Origin of the sequence: Arthrobacter sp. zg-Y40 (genome assembly GCF_020731535.1) — a bacterium.
Taxonomy (GTDB): Bacteria; Actinomycetota; Actinomycetes; order Actinomycetales; family Micrococcaceae; genus Arthrobacter_B.
Window position 1 is genome coordinate 159574 of sequence record NZ_JAJFZS010000004.1, and the last position, 18221, is coordinate 177794.

The following is an 18221-nucleotide window of genomic DNA, read 5'->3' on the forward strand; positions in this document are numbered from 1 at the left end:
CCCGGGATGATTCAGGGTCCCCCCTAGGGATGACTCAGGGGTCCGCTCAGGGACTGGTACTCCACCTCGCCACGGGTCAGCTCCATGTACGCGTCTTCCAGCGACACCTGCTGCGGGGTCAGCTCGGTGACCAGGATGCGGCGGGCCAGCGCTGCCTCGGCAATGCTGCGGACCGGAACATCGAAGACCTCAAGCTGGTCCTCGGCAGTGCGCCGGACTTCGGCACCCGGGACCGCCGCGGCCAGGGCGTCCGCCAGCTCCCCGGCGTCGTCGGCACGTACCAGCGTGCGCTGCCGGCCCGCACCGGCGATGACTTCCTCCATAGGTGCGTCCGCCAGGATCCGGCCGCGGCCAATCACAATGAGATGGTCGGCGGTAACGGCCATCTCGCTCATCAGGTGGGAGGAAATGAACACCGTCCGCCCCTCCGCTGCCAGTTCCCGGGCCAGGTGCCGGACCCACTGCACGCCCTCGGGATCCAGGCCGTTGACCGGTTCGTCGAAGATCAGGGTTTGCGGATCGCCCAGCAGGGCCACGGCTATGCCCAGCCGCTGCCCCATGCCCAGGGAAAAGCTGCCTACCCGTTTCCGGGCCACCGGGCCCAGCCCGGTCAGGTCAATGACGGCGCGGATCCGCCGGGCCCCGATGCCGTGGGTGGCGGCAAGGGCCCGCAGATGGTTGTACGCGGTGCGGCGCGGATGGACCGCCCGGGCTTCCAGCAGCGCTCCCACCTCGTGCAGGGGCGCCCGGTGCCGGGCGTAGGGCAGGCCATTGACCGTCACCGTCCCTGCGCTGGGCTGGTCCAGGCCCAGGATCAGGCGCATGGTGGTGGATTTGCCGGCACCGTTGGGGCCGAGGAATCCGGTGACCTTACCGGGCTGGACGGTGAAGGTAATGCCGTCAACGGCGGTTTTTCCGCCGAACCGCTTGGCCAGGTCCTGTGCCTCGATCATGGGATGTCCTTTGCGCTAGCGCGAACTGATGGACTGGAATTTCCTTACCGCCAGGGGCACAAACACCACCAGCAGGACCAGTGACCCGATCACCACCGTGGGGATGGCGTTCTGCATCGGCCAGGTGTCCGGAACGGGCGCGGTGCCTACATTGCCGAACAGCTCCCGCGCTGCCTGCACCAGGGCGGAGACCGGATTCCAGTCCGCGAAGATGCGCAGCGGCTCCGGGAGCGTGGAGCTCTGCACAAAGGCATTGGAGATGAACGTGATGGGGAACAGGATGATGAAGGACGCGTTGTTGATGGTTTCCGGAGTGCGGACGCTCATGCCCAGCAGTGCCATGACCCAGCTGAAGGCGTAGGAGAACAGCAGAAGCAGCCCGACAGCGGCCAGGAACGAGGCGAAGTTGGTGTTGACCCGCCATCCCACCAGCAGCCCCGTGCCCATCATGATGATCATGGAGATGGCGTTCAGCGCGAGGTCCGAGTTGGTCCGTCCGATCAGCACTGCGGAGGGGCTCATGGGCAGGGTGCGGAACCGGTCGATGATTCCTTCCTTCAGGTCCTGCGCCATGGCCGCGCCCGAGAAGGTGGAACCGAAGACCACCGTCTGGGCGAAGATGCCGGCCATCAGGTACTGCGTGTAGTCCGTGCCGGCAACATTGATGGATCCGCCGTAGACCTGGCTGAACAGCAGGACAAACATGATCGGCTGCAGCACGGCAAAAATGATCATGTCCGGTGAGCGCTTGATCTTGATCAGGTTGCGCTTGGTGACGGTCCATCCGTCGCCGGCCCAGCGCACGGGTGCGCTGGAGGCCGATCCGGTCCGGATGCCGGCTGCCGATACCGCGGCGTTCATCGGTGAGCCTCCTCTTTTTCCGTTTCGGCGTCTTCCTCCGCCGGGCGCCCCGTGAGCTGCAGGAAGACGTCATCCAGGGTGGGGCGGCGGATGCCGGCGTCGTGGAGTTCGACGCCGGCCGTATCCAGCTCACCGAGCACGCGCTGCAGGGCGGCTGGCCCGTCGATGACGGCGACTTCGAGGGTGCGGCCGTCCCCCGAGGCGTGGGGCTCACCGGAGCCGTGCCGGGCCAGGATGGCCGCCGCACTCTCGGCATCTGCCTGGTCCACCAGGGCCACGGCTACCCGGTGCCCGCCGATCTGCGCCTTCAGGTCATCGGAAGTGCCTTCGGCGATGACTTTCCCGTTGTCGATGACTGCCACCCGGTCCGCGAGCTGGTCCGCTTCCTCCAGGTACTGGGTGGTCAGCAGCAAGGTGGTGCCGCGCGCCACCAGGTCCTTGATCACCCCCCAAAGGGCGATGCGGGAGCGTGGGTCCAGTCCGGTGGTGGGCTCATCCAGGAACAGCACCCGCGGCTGGTTGACCAGGGCTCCGGCGAGGTCCAGGCGCCGGCGCATGCCGCCGGAATAGCCCTTCACGGGACGGTTCCGGGCTTCGGTCAGCTCGAACATGTCGATCAGTTCCGCTGCGCGTTCCTTCGCCTGCCGCCCGGGCAGGTGGTAGAGCCGGCCCACCATGTCCAGGTTCTCCAGGCCGGTGAGGTTTTCGTCCACCGCGGCGTACTGGCCGGACACGCCGATGGCGCGGCGGACCGCCTTGGGATCAGCGCTCACGTCGAGGCCGTCAATGACGGCCGTGCCGGAGTCCGCCCGGATCAGCGTGGTCAAGACCTTGACCGCCGTGGTTTTCCCGGCTCCATTGGGACCGAGCAGGGCGGTGACCGTTCCCTGCGGAACGGAAATGTCCAGTCCGTCCAGGGCGCGGACGGGACCGGACTTGGAGGAGTAGACCTTGGTCAGCCCTTCGGCATGGATCAGCGGTGCTGACTGCATGGGTGATGCTGGTTGCAGGAAAGGGGACATGCGTTCGAGGGTAGGACCGGGACCCCGTCCGGCGCCCGCCCAATGCGGACAGGACCGGTCCGCAGCTTTAAGCGGTTTCGGAAACGGCTTTCCGCTCGGCTGCGGCAGGAGCGAAAACGAGGGACAGCGCTATCGCAAGGCCCACCGTCAGCAGGGCATTGCGCACGCCCCAGTGTTCACCGAGGAAGCCAAGCACCGGCGGGCCCACGAAAAAGGCCATATAGCCGATGGTAGACACCACGGATACGCGTCCCGCCGCGTGCAGCGGGTCCTCGCCGGCCGCGGACATTCCCATGGGGAAGCCCAGCGCGGCGCCTATTCCCCACAGGACCGCCCCGATCCCGGCCAGCACGATATTGGGCGCCAGCACAAAGAGCAGCAGGCCGGCCAGGGCAGCGCTCATACATATCCGCAGCGCCGGGACACGGCCGATCCGGTCAATCAGCCGGGCACCGAACCAGCGGGTAAGGGTCATGGCTGCCACGAAGACGGCGAACATCAGCGCACCCGTGGATTCACTGGTGCCCAGCCCGTCCACCGTTGCCTTGGCCACCCAGTCGTTGGCCGCCCCTTCGGTCAGGGCGGCGCCCAGGACGACGACGCCGATCAGCAGCGTGCGCCCCTCGCGCCAGGCACCGAACCGGGATGCGGGTGCTCCGCCGGCGCCCTCGGCATGCGCCGGGTGCGGAAGGTGAAGGAAATCGCGCGGGACAATCAGCACCACAAGGGCCACCACGGTGAGGATGGCCAGCAGGTGCAGGGACAGGGACACACCTGCGGCGGACAGTCCGGCCCCGATCAGGGCCCCGGTGAAGGACCCGGCACTGAACGCGCCGTGGAACTTGGGCATGATGTTCCGGCCCAGCCTGCGCTCGACGTCGGCGCCTTCCAGGTTCATCGCAACGTCCCAGCCGGCAATACCCACGCCGAACACCAGGAGACCGGCAGCGGTCAGCGGAATGGAGCCCAGGTGCAGGCCCGCGGCGATGGCCAGGGACGCCGCCGACGACGTCAGGCCGCCAACGCGCACAGTGCCGGCGGTGCCGATCCGCTGAGCCACCGAACCGGCCAGCGGCAGCGCGGCCACCGACCCGATTGCCGAAAACAGCAGCAGCAGGCCCACGCCGGCAGCACCGATCCCCAGGTCCTGGGCAGCGGCCGGGATGCGGGCGGCCCAGCTGGCGAACACCAGGCCGTTGAGCCCGAAGCACACGAACACGGCGATAAGTGCCTTGTTCAGGGCAGTATCAGAGGGGTTCATTTGGGTCACGCCAATATTGTCCCCTACCGAACCCGGTCCACCCGTTTTTCGTCCCAGACCGGCGTATCGGACTCGTAAACCCTGCCGTCGGAACCGAACACCAGGAACCGGTCGAAGCTGCGGGCAAACCAGCGGTCGTGTGTGACCGCCAGTACGGTGCCCTCAAACGCGTCGATCGCCTTTTCCAGTGCTTCGGCCGAGTGCAGGTCCAGGTTGTCGGTGGGTTCATCCAGCAGGAGCAAGGTGGCGCCGGACAGTTCCAGGAGCAGGATCTGCAGCCGGGCCTGCTGGCCGCCGGAGAGTGATTCGTATTTCTGTTCCGAGGACGCCGCCAAGCCGTAGCGGTCCAGGGCGCCGGCGGCCGCTTCCCGGCCCAGTCCGGAACGGTGCTCATCGCCGCGGTGCAGGATGTCCAGCAGGGTCTTCTCGGCCAGGTCCGGCCGCATCATGGTCTGGGCAAAGAAGCCGGGCCGGATCCGTGCGCCCAGTTTCACCGTGCCGCCGTGCGGTACCGGCGCAATCTCCACCTCGGAGACCGGCTCGTGTTCCTTTTCCGGATCAGTGCCGCCCAAAGCGAGCAGGCGCAGGAAGTGGGACTTCCCGGAGCCGTTGGAGCCGAGTACGCCCACCCGGTCCCCGAACCAGATTTCGGTGCTGAACGGCTTCATCAGCCCGGTCAGTTCCAGCTTCTGTGCCACCACGGCGCGTTTGGCGGTGCGCCCGCCGCGCAGCCGCATCTTGACGTTCTGCTCCACCGGCAGGGCTTCGGGCGGTCCCGCCTCGAGGAACTTCGCCAACCTGGTCTGGGCCGCCTGGTAGCGGTTGGCCATGTCGGAGCGGAACGCCGCCTTGTTCTTGTACATGTTGACGAGTTCCTTGAGCTTGAGGTGCTCCTCGTCCCAGCGCCGGCGCAATTCCTCGAACCGGGCATTGCGGTCTTCGCGGGCCTTGACGTAGCTGCCGAACCCGCCGCCGTGGATCCAGGCGGAAGCACCGTTGATCCCGGGTTCCAGGGTGACGATCCGGGTGGCGGCGTTGTCCAGCAGTTCCCGGTCGTGGCTGACGAACAGCACCGACTTCTTGGACTGCGCGAGCTTGTCCTCCAGCCAGCGCTTGCCGGGCACGTCCAGGTAGTTGTCCGGCTCGTCCAGCAGCAGCAGCTCGTCCGGCCCGGCAAAGAGCGCCTCCAGGACCAGGCGCTTCTGCTCACCGCCGGAGAGCGTGGCGGCCTTGCGGTACTGGGCCCGGTCAAAGGGCAGACCCAGTGCGGCCATGGTCACTTCGTCCCAGACGGTCTCCTGCTCATAGCCGCCGACGTCGCCCCAGTCCGTGATCGCGGTGGCGTACCGCATCTGCGTGGGCTCGTCGTCGTGCTCCATCATGGCCAGTTCGGCGGCGTCCACTTCCCGGGCTGCTGCTGCCAGCGCCGGCGGAGCGGCGGAAACCAGCAGATCCCGGACGGTGCTCTCATCCCTGACCTGGCCAACGAACTGGCGCATGATGCCCATGTTGCCCGAACGGGCCACGGTGCCCTCGTCCGGGACCAGGTCACCGGCAATGATCCGCAGCAGGGTGGTTTTACCGGTGCCGTTGGGTCCGATCAGCGCCGTCTTGTGCCCGTCGCCGACCTTGAAGCTGACGCCGTTGAGCAGCTGCCGGCCGTCGGACAGGAAATAGTCAATATTGGATACGTCGAGGTGCGCCACGTATTCATCCTCCCATTCCGCGTCCCCCTCCTCCGCCGCCCTGCATGGGCATGCTCCGGAAACCGGGCATACGATGAAGAAATGATCTTTATTACCGTCAAATTCCTCGTCAAGCCCGAATGGACCGAACGCTGGCCCGAACTTACCGCCGATTTCACCGCCGCCACCCGGGCGGAGCCGGGCAACCTGTGGTTCGACTGGTCCCGCAGCCTGGAGAACCCGAACGAGTTTGTCCTGGTGGAAGCCTTCAAGGACGACGCCGCCGCCGCGCACGTGCAGAGCGATCACTTCCAGCAGGCCATGAAGGACATGGTCCAGGCGCTGGTGGAAACCCCGAAGATCATCAACACGGTGATCGAGGGCGAAGAGTGGTCCCGGATGGGTGAACTGACCGTCGAATAGGGACGGTTGTTCAGGTGCTCGGTCATGGGAAACCTCCTGCTTACAGGTCCCCATGACCGGCGCCTGGGCGCAAGGCCCGCAGCAGAAGAGCAGCGGCTCCGGGCGCTACTCTCCGAACACCATGGTGATTGCCTCGCCCTGGATATTCACCTTGGCGGGCATGGAATAGAGCTCAACCGTGCCCTTCTGCATTCCCCAGTCATCGCCCTGCTTCATTTCGGCTTCCAGCGTGAACTGCCCGTTTTCCGCCGTGACTGAGAACGGGGCGGTCGGATCGCCCTCGATCACGGCGTAGGTGGGCTCCCTGGTCATGCTCCACTTGATGTTGCGGAAGTTGTTGGGGTCTTCGCCGTCGGCCTTGTTCGGGCAGCCCTTTGGCAGCAGTTCGGTGGACTTCATGCAGGCATCCAGGTGTGCCCTGGTCTGGGCCTTGATCTCATCGCGTGCCGCGTCCGTGATCTCCGGGAGGAACCCCACTCCCATCAGTGATTCCTGCGAGTCCAGACCGACGTTCATGACTTCGTCCTCGCCGTAGCTGACGAATTTCGTGCCATTGGGAGCGCTGAAGGTGTAGTCGCCCGGCATTACCGCGAGCTTCCGTCCGTCCTCGGGGGCTTTGAAGTCCACTCCGTTTACGGCGGTACCGGTGACATCCGCGTCCATCATGTAGCGCAGCGACCACGTGCCCAGTGGTGCGTCGACTTTCCATTTCTTGAAGAGCACTGCCTCGGTCCCGGCCTTGGACAGCGACAGTTTCATGGCCTCGCTCTCCCCGCCCTGCTCCACGTCAACCGATACCTCGGCCTTGTCGCCGTCGACCGCGATGTCCGTGATTTCAAAACCGCTGATCCGGTTCTCCACCTTCGAGTAGACCTCATCGGTCATCAGGGAATTGTCCAGGTCCGAATTGGCAGGCGCCATGTCCAGGGCCTTTTCCAGCTCCCCGTCGACCAGTGCCTGGAGGTACTCCTCCGCCTGGACCCTCGGGCTGTAGACCGTGTCGTCCATGTACTGATAGCCGAAATAGCCTCCTATGCCCAGGAGCACCAGCAGGCCGCCTGCCACGCTGCCTGCGATTATCAGGCGCTTGCGCCGCTTCGGGTTCGGCTGCCGCTGCGGCAGGGTGCCTTCCCCGCCGGGAGGCGGCGGGAGCTGCGGCCACTGCTGCCCGGGCTGCGGCGCAGTACCTGCACCGGGTGGAGGCGGCGGAGCCCCCTGGAATCCCTGCGTCCCCGCAGCCGGCCCATAGTTCTCCATATGCCTGTCCCCCATTGCCTTGCTCCCCCAGTCAAGTACCGGCAGGCGTGCCGGTACCCGATAACATACAAGCTTTTATGCTCCAGGTCACAGTCCGGATTCCACCGGGATCCGGACGTGCCGGCACCCGCAGGAAAGGCTGCCCGGCGAACGTCCGCTAGTTGTACCCGGCAGCGGGTGCCAGGGAGGGCATCGGCAGCCCGAAAACGTCTTTAAGCGCCAGCTGCGCAGCATGCTGCCCGCCCATGCCGTGCACGCCGGGGCCCGGGGGCGTGGAGGCCGAACTGAGATAGACGCCCGGAAGCGGCGTGCGCCAGGGACTGGGTGAGAGTACGGGACGGATCAGCATTTGCTGCAGCGTCACCGCTCCTGCACCAAAGTCTCCGCCTACATAGTTGGCGTTGTACTCCTCCAAGCCGGCCGCCGTCGTCACCTTGGAGTCCACAATCAGGTCCCTGAACCCGGGGGCGAACCGTTCAATCTGCGCAGTGACTGCCTCGGTCATGTCTACGGTTGAACCGGCCGGGACATGGCAGTAGGACCACAGGACATGCCGTCCTGCAGGGGCCCGTGTGGGGTCGAATCCGCTGGGCTGGGAGGCCAGGACGTAGGGACGGCGGGGGTGCCTGCCGGCGGCGACGTCGGCCTCAGCCTCGGCGAGTTCGGCCCGGGTGCCGCCCAAGTGGGCCGTTCCCGCATGGGCCACCTCCGGATTCGCCCAGGGCACGGGACCGGAAAGGATGTAGTCCACCTTGCAGGCGGCGTTGCCGTATTTGAAGCGCTCCAGCGCCCGCGCGTACCGTCCGGGCAGCCGGTCGGATGCCAGTTCCAGCAGCACCGAAGGAGCAACGTCCAGGATGACGGCGCGGGAGTCCGCCACTTCGGCCAGCGAGGTGACCCGGTGGCCGGTGATGATCTTGCCGCCGTGCGCCCGCAGGTCATCGGCGAGCGCCTCGGCAATGGCCTGTGAGCCGCCCACCGGGATGGGCCAGCCAACCGTGTGGGCAAGGGTGCCGAGCATCAGCCCGCCTCCGGCCGACGGCAGCGAGGGCATCCTGCCCACCGGGTGCGCTGCCACACCTGAAAGCAGTGCGGGGGCGGCGTCCTCCATGAACCGCCGGTTCCACCAGGCGGTCCCCTGGTCCAGGACGGCGAGCCCGAAACGGACCAGCGCCACCGGGTCGCGGGGGACGCTCAGCAGCGAACCCATCAAGAGCTCGGTGACCGCTTCGCTGCGCTCCACCAGGGGTGCCATCAGCTGCCGGTAGGCGGCGCCGTCCCGGCCCAGCCCTTCCACGGTCCGTTCCAGGTCCTTGTACGCCAGCCCGGCGCGGCCGCCGTCCAGCGGCGCGGCGTAGGAGATTTCGGGAACCACCAGGTCGATTCGCCGGTCCAGCCCGAAGCTGCGGAAGAACGGGGAGGCCAGCGCCATGGGATGCACGGCCGAGCAGATGTCGTGCAGGTGGCCCGGCTCCATCAGCTCCTTGGTCCGGCTCCCGCCGCCGATGGTCCCGGCCGCCTCGAAGACCCGGACCGAGAGTCCCGCTCGGGCCATGATGACCGCTGCCGCCAGCCCGTTGGGGCCGGCACCGACTACGCTGACATCGCTCATCCGGTGTGCCTTACTGCCCCTTGCGCCCGGTGACCCGGGCGGCCAGGGACTTGGTTGCGGCCGGCAGCGCCCGGAGTTTGCCGGGCGCCTCCCGCCGGAGCTTCAAAGCCGTTGCCACCAGAGCGTACCGCCCCGGCTGCAGGGGGATGTCGTATGTGGTGGGAATGGTGACCACGGTCTTGGAGAAATTCCGCTTGAACGTCGTGACGTTGATCAGGCCCGGGTAGTTATCGCTGACAATGCCGGTGAGCCCGCAGGCGGTGTTGCCGGCCGCCTTGAGCACCTTGAACGCTTCCCAGAGCAGCAGGTAGGGCGCGTTGGTCTTCCGCGCGCTGTGCGAACTGGCCGCGAAGTAGTAGACGGAGTAGCCGCGGTACTCGGTGGTGATCAGCCAGGAAACCGGTTTGCCCTCTACGTAGGCAACCATCAGCCGCAGGTACTCGCCGAGCTCGGTCAGCAGCGTCTCATAGAACGTCGATTCGAAACTCGAGAAGCCGTCACGGGCCGCGGTTTCCTGCATGATCGGGAACAGCTCGGTACGGAACACCTCGGCCCACCGTTCCGGTTCAATGGTCCGCACCTCCACACCCAGCTTTTCCGCCTTGCGGATCAGGTTGCGCGCATTGGACCGGAATGAGGCGAAGATGGCGTCCGTGTCCGGAGTCAGGTCCACGACTATTTCGCGTTCGTACCAGCCGTGTTCCAGGGGACCCGTCACCGGCGGCTGCGGGTGTTCCACCTGCATCCGGATGTACAGGGGATCCACGGACGGATCGGCCCGGAACTGTTCCTGCACCGTATGGACCAGGCGTGCTTCGGCGTTGTGCGTGCGGACGGTGAACCAGGTGGGTCCGTTGACCACCACCAGGGACGGACGCAGCCGCCGTTCCGAGCGCAGGTAACTGGCGGTCGCGACCAGTGTGCCGCCGTCGTAATAGGCCCAAATGCCGTAGGGGCTGCGGCCGAGCTTTGCCTCAAAATCAGCCCAGTACGGGGTCTGCTCCAGCGGAATCACAACGTCGGGATGCGCGGCGGCGAGAACTTCGAATTCCTTGGAGTTAAGCTGCTCGGAACGGTATGGAACGGGTGTCACTGTGCTTCTTTCGCCGGGGCCGCATGCGCTTCTAAGGATACGGCGTTGCTCCGCTTCAGGAGCAGCCGGTCCGGGGCGCCGTCGAACGGGCCTCCCTGGGGATCGTCGGCGCCGGTGCGGCGCACCGGATCACCGTCGGGGTGCAGGATGTCTGCCACCACCCGGTACATCAGGTAGGCGGTGGCCAGCACATGCCCCATAACGGCCAGTACGTAGTACGGGGAGTCGATGTTGTTCTGCGCCGCACCGCCGGAGGTGTCCTTGGCGAGGTACATCCAGATGGCCCACCAGTGCATCACTTCGAAGAACTGCCAGATCAGGAAGTCCCGCCACCGCGGCCGGGCCAGGGCCACCAGCGGAATCAGCCACAGGACAAACTGCGGGGAATAGACCTTATTGGTGAGGATGAACGCGGCAACAATCAGGAAAGCCAGCTGCGCCAGCCGCGGTCGCCGCCCGGAACGCAGGGCCAGCACGGCGATCCCGGCACATGCGAGGGCAAACAGGGCGTAAGCCCAGAAGTTGATGAATCCGGCGTCCACGCCTACCCCGCCGTAGCGCTCCGCGGTCAGGTTCCAGGCAAACCAGATGGAGGAAAACCCCGCCGGCCGTTCGGACGTGAACGTGAGGAAAAAGCGCCAGGACTCGAAGTCGCGGAGCATAAAGGGCAGGTTCACGGCCGCCCAGGCCAGGCCCGCCGCGGCAAAGGTGAGCAGTGCCGGACGCAGCCGCATGGTCCGCAGGGCCAGCACCAGGACTGCGCCGAGGATCAGGACGGGGTACAGCTTCAGGGCCGTGCCCAGGCCGATCAGCATGCCGGCCGCCAGCGGCCGGTTCCGCGCAAAGGCCAGCATGCCCGCCGTGGCGAGCATCACTGCCCAAATGTCCCAATTGATGAAGACAACCAGGATGGCCGCCGGGGCCACCGCCACCATCGCAGCGTCCCAGGGCCGCCGGCCGGACATACGCATGGTGGCCACCACAGTGACCATCCAGGCGCCGGCGGCCAGGAAGGCGTTGACATCGAAGTAGTGCAGGGCGCGGACGGCGGAAGCACCCTCCCCCGGAACCACCAGTGCGGTTGCACCGGCCAGCAGCCCCAGCAGCACCGGGTATTCAAACAGTGCACCCTCGGTGAAAAAGGGGAAGACGCCCTCCCCAAGGCCCCTGGTCCCGAACAGTTCGGGCCAGTCGGAATAGCACGCCTGGTAGAAGTGGTCCGGGGTGGACCAGCCACCGGCGCGGCAGGGCATCTTGACCAGGACGGCCAGCAGCGCCGAGACCGTGGTGAACAGGATCAGCACCCGTTCCACTGTGAAGAATCCGGGGGTTACAACACCTGGCGCGGTGAAGCGTCCCAGCGGGCCGCCGATGCCCTCCGTGAATTTCCGCAGGAAGGGATCGTTGCGGCTGGGCACCACTATGCGCAGCGGGCGGCGCTGGGGGTTGGGCTCCATGCCTATCAGTATCCAGCAGGACGGCGCTCCGGACAGGAGGTCCGCCGCGCGGCTACCCCGGTGTAAGTGTTCCTCCCCGTGCCAAGGCGTAGGTGCCGCCGTCCAGGTACGCGTTCTGAGGCGCGGACGGATCGTAGGTGAGCGTGTGTCCGTTGCCGGTGATGTTGGTGACCTGGCCGCCGCTGACCAGGGCGCCTGCCACCGAGGAGGCCGCGGAGTCTGCCTGCAGGCTGATCCGCGAGGTGTCGTCCAAGGTGACCCCTACGTTGGCGAGCGTCCCCGTAACGCTGCTGTTGGCGGTCAGGGAAACGGCCAGGCTGCTGCCCTGCTGTGCACTGAGGTTGCCGGTAAGTTCGGTTTCGGTCATCTCCACCGTGCCGGCCCCGCCGCCGGTGACGCTGACCAGGTTTCCCGAGTCGGCGCTCACGGTGCTGCCCTGGCTGATGCTCACAGTGGCCGGCACCCCTTCGATGAGCACGGCGTCGCCGTCTCCGGCATTCAGGCTGCCGCCGGTGAGCGTCAGGCTGCCGCCCGCCGGTCCCCCGTCGCTGCCCTGGAGAAGGTGCACGCCGTGGGTGCCGCCCGAGAGTTCGGACCGGGTACTGATAAGGGTGTTGGTCCCTTCTACCACTGCCGCTTCGGCGGAGCGGGACGTTCCGGCCACTGCGCAGACCGAAATGTCCCCGGCGGAATAGATGGCCGGCGCCGCCTCCCCGACGGCGGTGGATCGGTTAACCGAGATCTGGCCTTCGCCCCCGGCGGCAATAGGGCTGGCGTTCCCCTCGTCCGTTGACAGCGTCAGGTCCGTTCCCGTCACCGATCCGCCGTCCCCTGCACCGACAGCGGGTGCCGAGGCACCGTCGGTGCGCACTGTGGCGCTGCCCAGTTCCACCAGGGAACCGGTGCCGCTGCTGAATACCCCGCCGGCGCCGGCACCGGTGGAGCTGACCGTGGCATTTAGCAGGAATAGCCGGCTGCCGCCGGACACCAGCACGGCAGCGTTGAGTCCGGCGGCCGCGGACGCCTCGGGGTTGGACGAGCTGCCGCTCTTGGTGATGTCCGCATCAGCCACGGCCGTGCTCCCGCCGTCGGACCGCGTGAGCGCGGAGGTGTCGGCGTCGGCAGCGGAGAAGTTGCCGCGGTCGGGATTATTGGAGGGCACCGTAGCCGGCAGGGGCGGGCAGTCCGCTGCCGAGCCGGCACCGGCGGAGAAGGTGGGCGTTGAGGAGGGTCCGGCGGTCGGGCTGGAAGCCGGCGCCGACTGGCTGTCCTGCTGCGGCGGCGGGGCAGGCGTGCACGCGGCCAGCCCGAGCGCAACGGCCAGGACTGCGGCACGAAGCGCGGCCGGCACCGAGCCCACCGATGCGTGCCGGAAGGCCGGTGCAGAATGCACCGAGCCCCCGGCAGAAGGCGCTGGGCTTTGGGAAAAGGCGGTCATCAGCGGCTCCCGGGCCGAAGTGGCGGAGACTCTTCGCGGGTCCAGTCTAGGGGCGCACCGCTGCCGGGTGGCAGGCTGTGCGGCCAATACGTTTCGAAACCGGTAAGAGATGTGAGTGCCAGCACGTAGACTGTGTTGGTTGTCTGCGCCCGCGGGCGCAGCATTCAACATATTCTTCGAAGGAGAACCGTGTCCGAGAACCCCATCCGGGTGGCAATCGTGGGTGTTGGAAACTGTGCAGCTTCGCTGGTGCAGGGTGTCCAGTACTACCGCAACGCCGACCCCAACGAAACTGTCCCTGGCCTGATGCACGTGAAGTTCGGCGACTACCACGTCAATGACGTGCAGTTTGTTGCCGCTTTCGACGTCGACAGCAAGAAGGTCGGGCTGGACCTGGCCGATGCTATCGGCGCGAGCGAGAACAACACCATCAAGATCGCCGATGTGCCGGAAACCGGCATCACGGTCCAGCGCGGGCCCACCCTTGACGGGTTGGGCAAGTACTACCGGGAAACCATCGTCGAGTCCGACGCCGCGCCGGTGGACATCGTTGCGGCCCTGAAGGACAACGCTGTTGACGTTATGGTCTGCTACCTTCCGGTGGGTTCGGAGCAGGCGGCGAAGTTCTACGCCCAGTGCGCCATCGACGCCGGCGTAGCGTTCGTCAACGCGCTCCCCGTGTTCATTGCCGGCACCAAGGAATGGGCCGACAAGTTCACCGAGGCGGGCGTTCCGATTGTGGGCGACGACATCAAGAGCCAGATCGGCGCCACCATCACCCACCGCGTGATGGCCAAGCTGTTCGAAGACCGCGGCGTGATCCTGGACCGCACGTACCAGCTCAACGTCGGCGGCAACATGGACTTCAAGAACATGCTTGAGCGCGAGCGGTTGGAGTCAAAGAAGATCTCCAAGACGCAGGCCGTCACGTCCAACACGTCTGCGGACCTGAAGGCCGACGACGTGCACATCGGCCCCTCGGACTACGTTGCCTGGCTGGATGACCGCAAGTGGGCATTCGTCCGGCTCGAAGGCCGCAACTTCGGCGATGCGCCCGTGTCCCTGGAGTACAAGCTGGAGGTCTGGGACTCCCCCAACTCCGCCGGCGTCATCATCGATGCGGTACGGGCCGCCAAGATCGCCCTGGACCGGGGCATCGGCGGACCGATCCTTTCCGCTTCCAGCTACTTCATGAAGTCGCCGCCGGAACAGTACAACGACGACATCGCCAAGGCCAAGGTTGAGCAGTTCATCCGCGGCGAGGTTGAGCGCTAGGAAAAGCTCCCGGCCAACGCTGCTGCCGCAAACGCCCCTGGGCTCCGGTTTCCGGGACCCGGGGGCGTTGCTGTGTCCGCCCCGCGGCGGACCCGGCGGTCAGATCAGCCCTGCGGGCGTACCGTCCGCTGCCACGCCCATGCGCAGTGCCGCCGGTTCCTTCGGCAGCCCGGGCATGGTCATCACCGCGCCGGTCAGCGCCACCACAAACCCGGCACCGGTCTTGATCGACAGGTCCCGCACGTGCAGGGTGAACCCGGACGGTGCACCCAGCGCCGCTGGATCGTCGGAGAAGGAATACTGGGTCTTGGCCATGCACACCGGCAGGTGGTCCAGGCCGCGTGCGGAGATTTCCTGCAGCCGGCGGCGGGCGGCCGGAGCGAATTCCACGTCGGCCGCGCCGTAGATTTCCCGGGCCACCGTGCGGATCTTCTCCTCCACCGGCATTGCGTCCGGGTACAGGAACCGGAAGTCCGCGGGCTGTTCCAGCGCCGCCCTTACGGTCCGTGCCAGCTCGTCGCCGCCGGTTCCGCCGCCGCCGCGGGCCCACACATCCGCCACTGCGGCGCTGACCCCTTCCTCCGCGCACCAGTCCGCCAGCCGGCGCAGCTCAGCCTCCGTGTCGGTGCCGAACCGGTTAATGGCCACCACGGGGTTGATGCCGAATCGGCGGATGTTTTCCAGGTGCCGGCGCAGATTGGCCGTACCCGCCTCCAGCGCCGGAAGGTTCTCCGCTGCGAGGTCGGCCTTCGGCACGCCCCCGTGCATTTTCAGGGCCCGGACGGTGGCCACCACCACCACTGCGTCGGGGGCGACGTCGGCGGCCCGTGACTTGATGTTCAGGTACTTTTCGGCGCCGAGGTCCGCACCGAAGCCGGCCTCGGTCACCACGATGTCCGCCAGCCTTCGGGCGGTGGACGTGGCAATGACCGAGTTGCAGCCATGGGCAATGTTGGCGAACGGACCGCCGTGGACCAGTGCCGGGGTTCCGGCCAGGGTCTGCACCAGGTTGGGTTTCAGCGCCTCGCGCAGCAGCAGCGTCATGGCGCCCTCGACGCCCAAGTCGGCAACGGTCACCGGCCGGCGGTCGTAGGTGTAGCCCACGGTGATCCGGGACAGGCGGTCCGTGAGGTCGGCGAGGTCCCGGGCCAGGCAGAAGACCGCCATCACCTCGGAAGCGACGGTGATGTCGAAACCGTCCTGCCGGGGCACACCCTGCGCGGGCCCGCCCAGTCCAATCACAATATCGCGCAGCGCACGGTCGTTGAGGTCCAGGACGCGCCGAATCACGATCCGCCGCGGATCCAGGCCCAGCGGATTGCCCTGGAAGATGGAATTGTCCAGCAGCGCGGCGAGGGCATTGTTGGCGGCGGTGATCGCGTGGAAGTCTCCGGTGAAGTGCAGGTTGATGTCCTCCATCGGGACCACCTGGGAATACCCGCCGCCCGTGGCTCCGCCCTTCATGCCCAGCACCGGTCCCATGGAGGGTTCACGCAGGGCGATGCATACGTTCTCTCCGGCGCGGTGCAGGGCGTCGGCCAGCCCCACGGTGACGGTGGACTTACCCTCACCGGCGGGGGTGGGGCTCATTGCGGTGACCAGCACCACCCGTCCGGGCGCGGTACCGGCAGGCAGCAGGGCAGGGTCCACCTTCGCCTTGTACCGTCCGTAGGGTTCCAGCGCCTCTTCCGGGATGCCGGCGGCACGGGCGATCCCGGTGATGGGCTGCAGGATTGCCGCGCGGGATATCTCGAGGTCAGAGGGGACGCTGGTGCCCATGGTGCGTGTTCCTTCCGCTGCGCCGCCAACGGATGACGTTAACGGCCGGTGTCGTTGGGTGGAAGCCAAGCTACCAGCAGCAGGGCCACCGGACCGGGATCGGAGCGGAGGGGACCAGGAGGAACGGAAAAGAGAAGCTACTTGCGCACGGAGCTGCTGGCGAAGTGCTCCGCTGCCTCCCGGTAGCTCTCCGCGGTGAGCATGGCGGTCCGCCGCCAGCCGAATGCCTGGGCGTGGGCGGCGGCTCCTTCTCCGAGCGTACGACGGCGGTCCGCGCCGTCGTACAGTGCTTCCAGTTCAGCGGCCCAGCGGCCCGGAGCATGCCCGTCCACCAGGACACCGCTGCGTCCGTCCCGCACCGCTTTGGGCAGGCCGCCCACATTGGCGGCCAGCACGGGGGTGCCGCAGGCCTGGGCTTCCAGTGCCACCAGTCCGAAGGATTCACTGAAGGACGGTACGGCCACCACATCGGCCGCACGGAACCAGTCAGCCAACTGGTTCGGTTCGGCCGGGGGGCGCAGCGAAACCGTGTCCTGCAGCCCGTAGCGGCGGATCAGGGGCGCCAGGTCCAGCACGGACGAACCGCTGCCCGCGCCCAGGATGCTCACGCGCAGCGGGATGTCCGGCCTGCGCCGCCGCAGCTGGGCAGCGGCCTCCACCAGGACCTGCGGGCCCTTCATCCGCTGGATCCGGCCGGCAAACACCACGTGGAAAACGCCCGGCAAGAAACCCTGCCCGGGCTGCACTCCCGGCCTGCCCCGCGGGGAGAAAACGTTCAGGTCAACACCCGGAGCCACTACGTCCACGGCAGCCGGATCGGCACCGTAAAGGGTTTCCAGTTCGGCGGCTTCGGTGCTGGTATTGGCAATCAGGCGGGTCGCCCCCTGCACTACCTGCTGCTCGCCGTCGATCCGGATCTGCGGTTCAGGGGTTTCCCCGGGCTGGGCCTGGATGTTCTTGACCCTTGCCATGGTGTGCATGGTGTGTACCAGGGGCAGGTCCCACTGGCGGGCCACGGCCAGTCCGGCCGTTCCTGACACCCAGTAATGCGAATGCACCACGTCAAAAGCGCCGTCCAGCAGGAACGGCTGCGCTGCCGCCACCGCGGAGGCGAGGTCCAGGTAAGGCAATTGTTCCTTGGGCATCTTGCACACCGGTCCGGCCTGGACATGGCGGACCCTGACCCCCGGGGCCAGTTCGACATCCGCAGTACGCTGCGGGTCCGTTGCCCGGGTAAAAATCTCTACTTCGGTGCCGGAGCGGGCCAGTTCCAGGGCTACGGAACGGACGTACACGTTCATGCCGCCGGCGTCGCCGGATCCGGGCTGTTCAAGCGGGGAGGTATGAAGGGAGAGCATGGCCACACGCTTGACCTGGGGCACTTCGCTCCCTTCCTGACCGATATCTTCTCTATCGACTTTATAACGCCGCGGGCCCTGCCTTTGTTTCCTGTCGGCCAGAACACTTTGGGCACCCCTGCCCTGCCGGGTCTACGGTGCCGGGCACGGCAGCGCCGCCCGGCCCCTCTGGGGAACCGGGCGGCGCTGCCGCCGTATACCGCCGCATGGCGTGGATGAAGTCACTTCACGGAATGGAAGTAGTGCAGCAGCAGGTAACCCTGCTCTCCGGACAGTGCGTAATCCAGGCGCGAAGAGCGGACGGCACTTGAGCGGAGGTAGGAGCTGCGCAGGCGTTGGAACATGGAGGACACCTCCTTCAATGCGCGTTGCAGGGCAGGAGCCGGCAGTCCGGGCGGACGCGGCGGGGGCAGGGGTGCTGCGGCACGCTCGAAGCCGGCATCCGGCCGCATTGAATCGGGCAGGGTCAAAGAGGGCAGGGGATATTCAGGCACGGAAGTCTCCAAAGGCATAAACCCGTAAAAGGGCATGACGGAATAAGGCAGGGAAGATGAATGAAAAGTCCACCGATAAACAGCATTGAAATTACGCCGAGGCGATTTGCGGATATTAATCCGACCATGGCGGAATGCTGTTTATGCGGGGGTGGTTACCGATCCGCGTGAAATCCCTTGCCCGGCATTGCCCTGGACCTGCAAAGGCGGCAGGTGCACAGGGAGCGGGAGGTGCTGCCGGACGCTGCGGGGA

Annotated in this window: 15 protein-coding genes; 2 read left to right on the forward strand and 13 right to left on the reverse strand. The window is 66.8% G+C overall.

The features are described from left to right. Positions 1-23: 23 nt before the first annotated feature. The 5 genes from LJ754_RS05710 to LJ754_RS05730 all read right to left on the reverse strand — a co-directional run bounded on the left by LJ754_RS05710 (position 24) and on the right by LJ754_RS05730 (position 5803). A complete protein-coding gene (locus tag LJ754_RS05710) occupies positions 24-953 on the reverse strand; it encodes an ABC transporter ATP-binding protein (protein WP_227912280.1) in 930 nt (309 codons plus the stop codon). A gap of 15 nt (positions 954-968) precedes the next feature. Further along, a complete protein-coding gene (locus tag LJ754_RS05715) occupies positions 969-1814 on the reverse strand; it encodes an ABC transporter permease (RefSeq protein ID WP_227912282.1) in 846 nt (281 codons plus the stop codon). Further along, positions 1811-2836, reverse strand: a complete 1026-nt coding sequence (locus LJ754_RS05720; RefSeq protein WP_227925899.1) for an ATP-binding cassette domain-containing protein — start codon at positions 2834-2836, stop codon at positions 1811-1813. Before LJ754_RS05720 ends, LJ754_RS05715 begins: the two co-directional genes overlap by 4 nt. Before the next feature lie 67 nt (positions 2837-2903). Beyond that, on the reverse strand, positions 2904-4097 hold the full coding sequence (locus tag LJ754_RS05725) for an MFS transporter (protein ID WP_227926047.1): 1194 nt from the start codon (positions 4095-4097) through the stop codon (positions 2904-2906). Between the two features lie 23 nt (positions 4098-4120). Then, positions 4121-5803 carry an ABC-F family ATP-binding cassette domain-containing protein gene (locus LJ754_RS05730; protein WP_227925900.1) on the reverse strand — a complete coding sequence of 561 codons (1683 nt, stop codon included), beginning with the start codon at positions 5801-5803 and terminating at the stop codon, positions 4121-4123. Between the two features lie 81 nt (positions 5804-5884). Here LJ754_RS05730 and LJ754_RS05735 point away from each other — a divergent pair, with 81 nt between their 5' ends. After that, on the forward strand, positions 5885-6205 hold the full coding sequence (locus LJ754_RS05735; protein WP_227912289.1) for a putative quinol monooxygenase: 321 nt from the start codon (positions 5885-5887) through the stop codon (positions 6203-6205). Between the two features lie 105 nt (positions 6206-6310). Here LJ754_RS05735 and LJ754_RS05740 read toward each other — a convergent pair whose 3' ends face one another. The 5 genes from LJ754_RS05740 to LJ754_RS05760 all read right to left on the reverse strand — a co-directional run bounded on the left by LJ754_RS05740 (position 6311) and on the right by LJ754_RS05760 (position 13017). After that, positions 6311-7462, reverse strand: a complete 1152-nt coding sequence (locus tag LJ754_RS05740) for a hypothetical protein (protein ID WP_227925901.1) — start codon at positions 7460-7462, stop codon at positions 6311-6313. Between the two features lie 157 nt (positions 7463-7619). After that, the gene (locus LJ754_RS05745) at positions 7620-9074 is read right to left on the reverse strand and encodes a phytoene desaturase family protein (protein WP_227925902.1); all 1455 of its coding nucleotides are present in this window, start codon (positions 9072-9074) and stop codon (positions 7620-7622) included. Between the two features lie 10 nt (positions 9075-9084). Further along, positions 9085-10167 (reverse strand): lipid II:glycine glycyltransferase FemX, encoded by a 1083-nt coding sequence (locus LJ754_RS05750; protein WP_227925903.1) that lies wholly within the window; start codon positions 10165-10167, stop codon positions 9085-9087. Continuing rightward, on the reverse strand, positions 10164-11624 hold the full coding sequence (locus tag LJ754_RS05755; RefSeq protein WP_227925904.1) for a glycosyltransferase family 87 protein: 1461 nt from the start codon (positions 11622-11624) through the stop codon (positions 10164-10166). Before LJ754_RS05755 ends, LJ754_RS05750 begins: the two co-directional genes overlap by 4 nt. Positions 11625-11676: 52 nt before the next feature. Beyond that, positions 11677-13017, reverse strand: coding sequence for a hypothetical protein (locus tag LJ754_RS05760; RefSeq protein WP_227925905.1), 1341 nt, complete (start codon positions 13015-13017; stop codon positions 11677-11679). 234 nt (positions 13018-13251) lie between these two features. Here LJ754_RS05760 and LJ754_RS05765 point away from each other — a divergent pair, with 234 nt between their 5' ends. Further along, positions 13252-14337: an inositol-3-phosphate synthase gene (locus tag LJ754_RS05765; RefSeq protein WP_227912300.1), complete on the forward strand. Its 1086-nt coding sequence runs from the start codon at positions 13252-13254 to the stop codon at positions 14335-14337. Between the two features lie 99 nt (positions 14338-14436). Here the strand turns inward: LJ754_RS05765 and LJ754_RS05770 are convergent, their stop codons facing one another. From LJ754_RS05770 to LJ754_RS05780, 3 genes are all read right to left on the reverse strand, one after another. Beyond that, positions 14437-16116 (reverse strand): formate--tetrahydrofolate ligase, encoded by a 1680-nt coding sequence (locus LJ754_RS05770; protein ID WP_227925906.1) that lies wholly within the window; start codon positions 16114-16116, stop codon positions 14437-14439. Between the two features lie 137 nt (positions 16117-16253). Beyond that, the gene (gene mshA, locus LJ754_RS05775; RefSeq protein WP_227925907.1) at positions 16254-17498 is read right to left on the reverse strand and encodes a D-inositol-3-phosphate glycosyltransferase; all 1245 of its coding nucleotides are present in this window, start codon (positions 17496-17498) and stop codon (positions 16254-16256) included. Positions 17499-17695: 197 nt separating this feature from the next. Further along, positions 17696-17968: a hypothetical protein gene (locus LJ754_RS05780; protein ID WP_227925908.1), complete on the reverse strand. Its 273-nt coding sequence runs from the start codon at positions 17966-17968 to the stop codon at positions 17696-17698. Between the last annotated feature and the right edge of the window lie 253 nt (positions 17969-18221).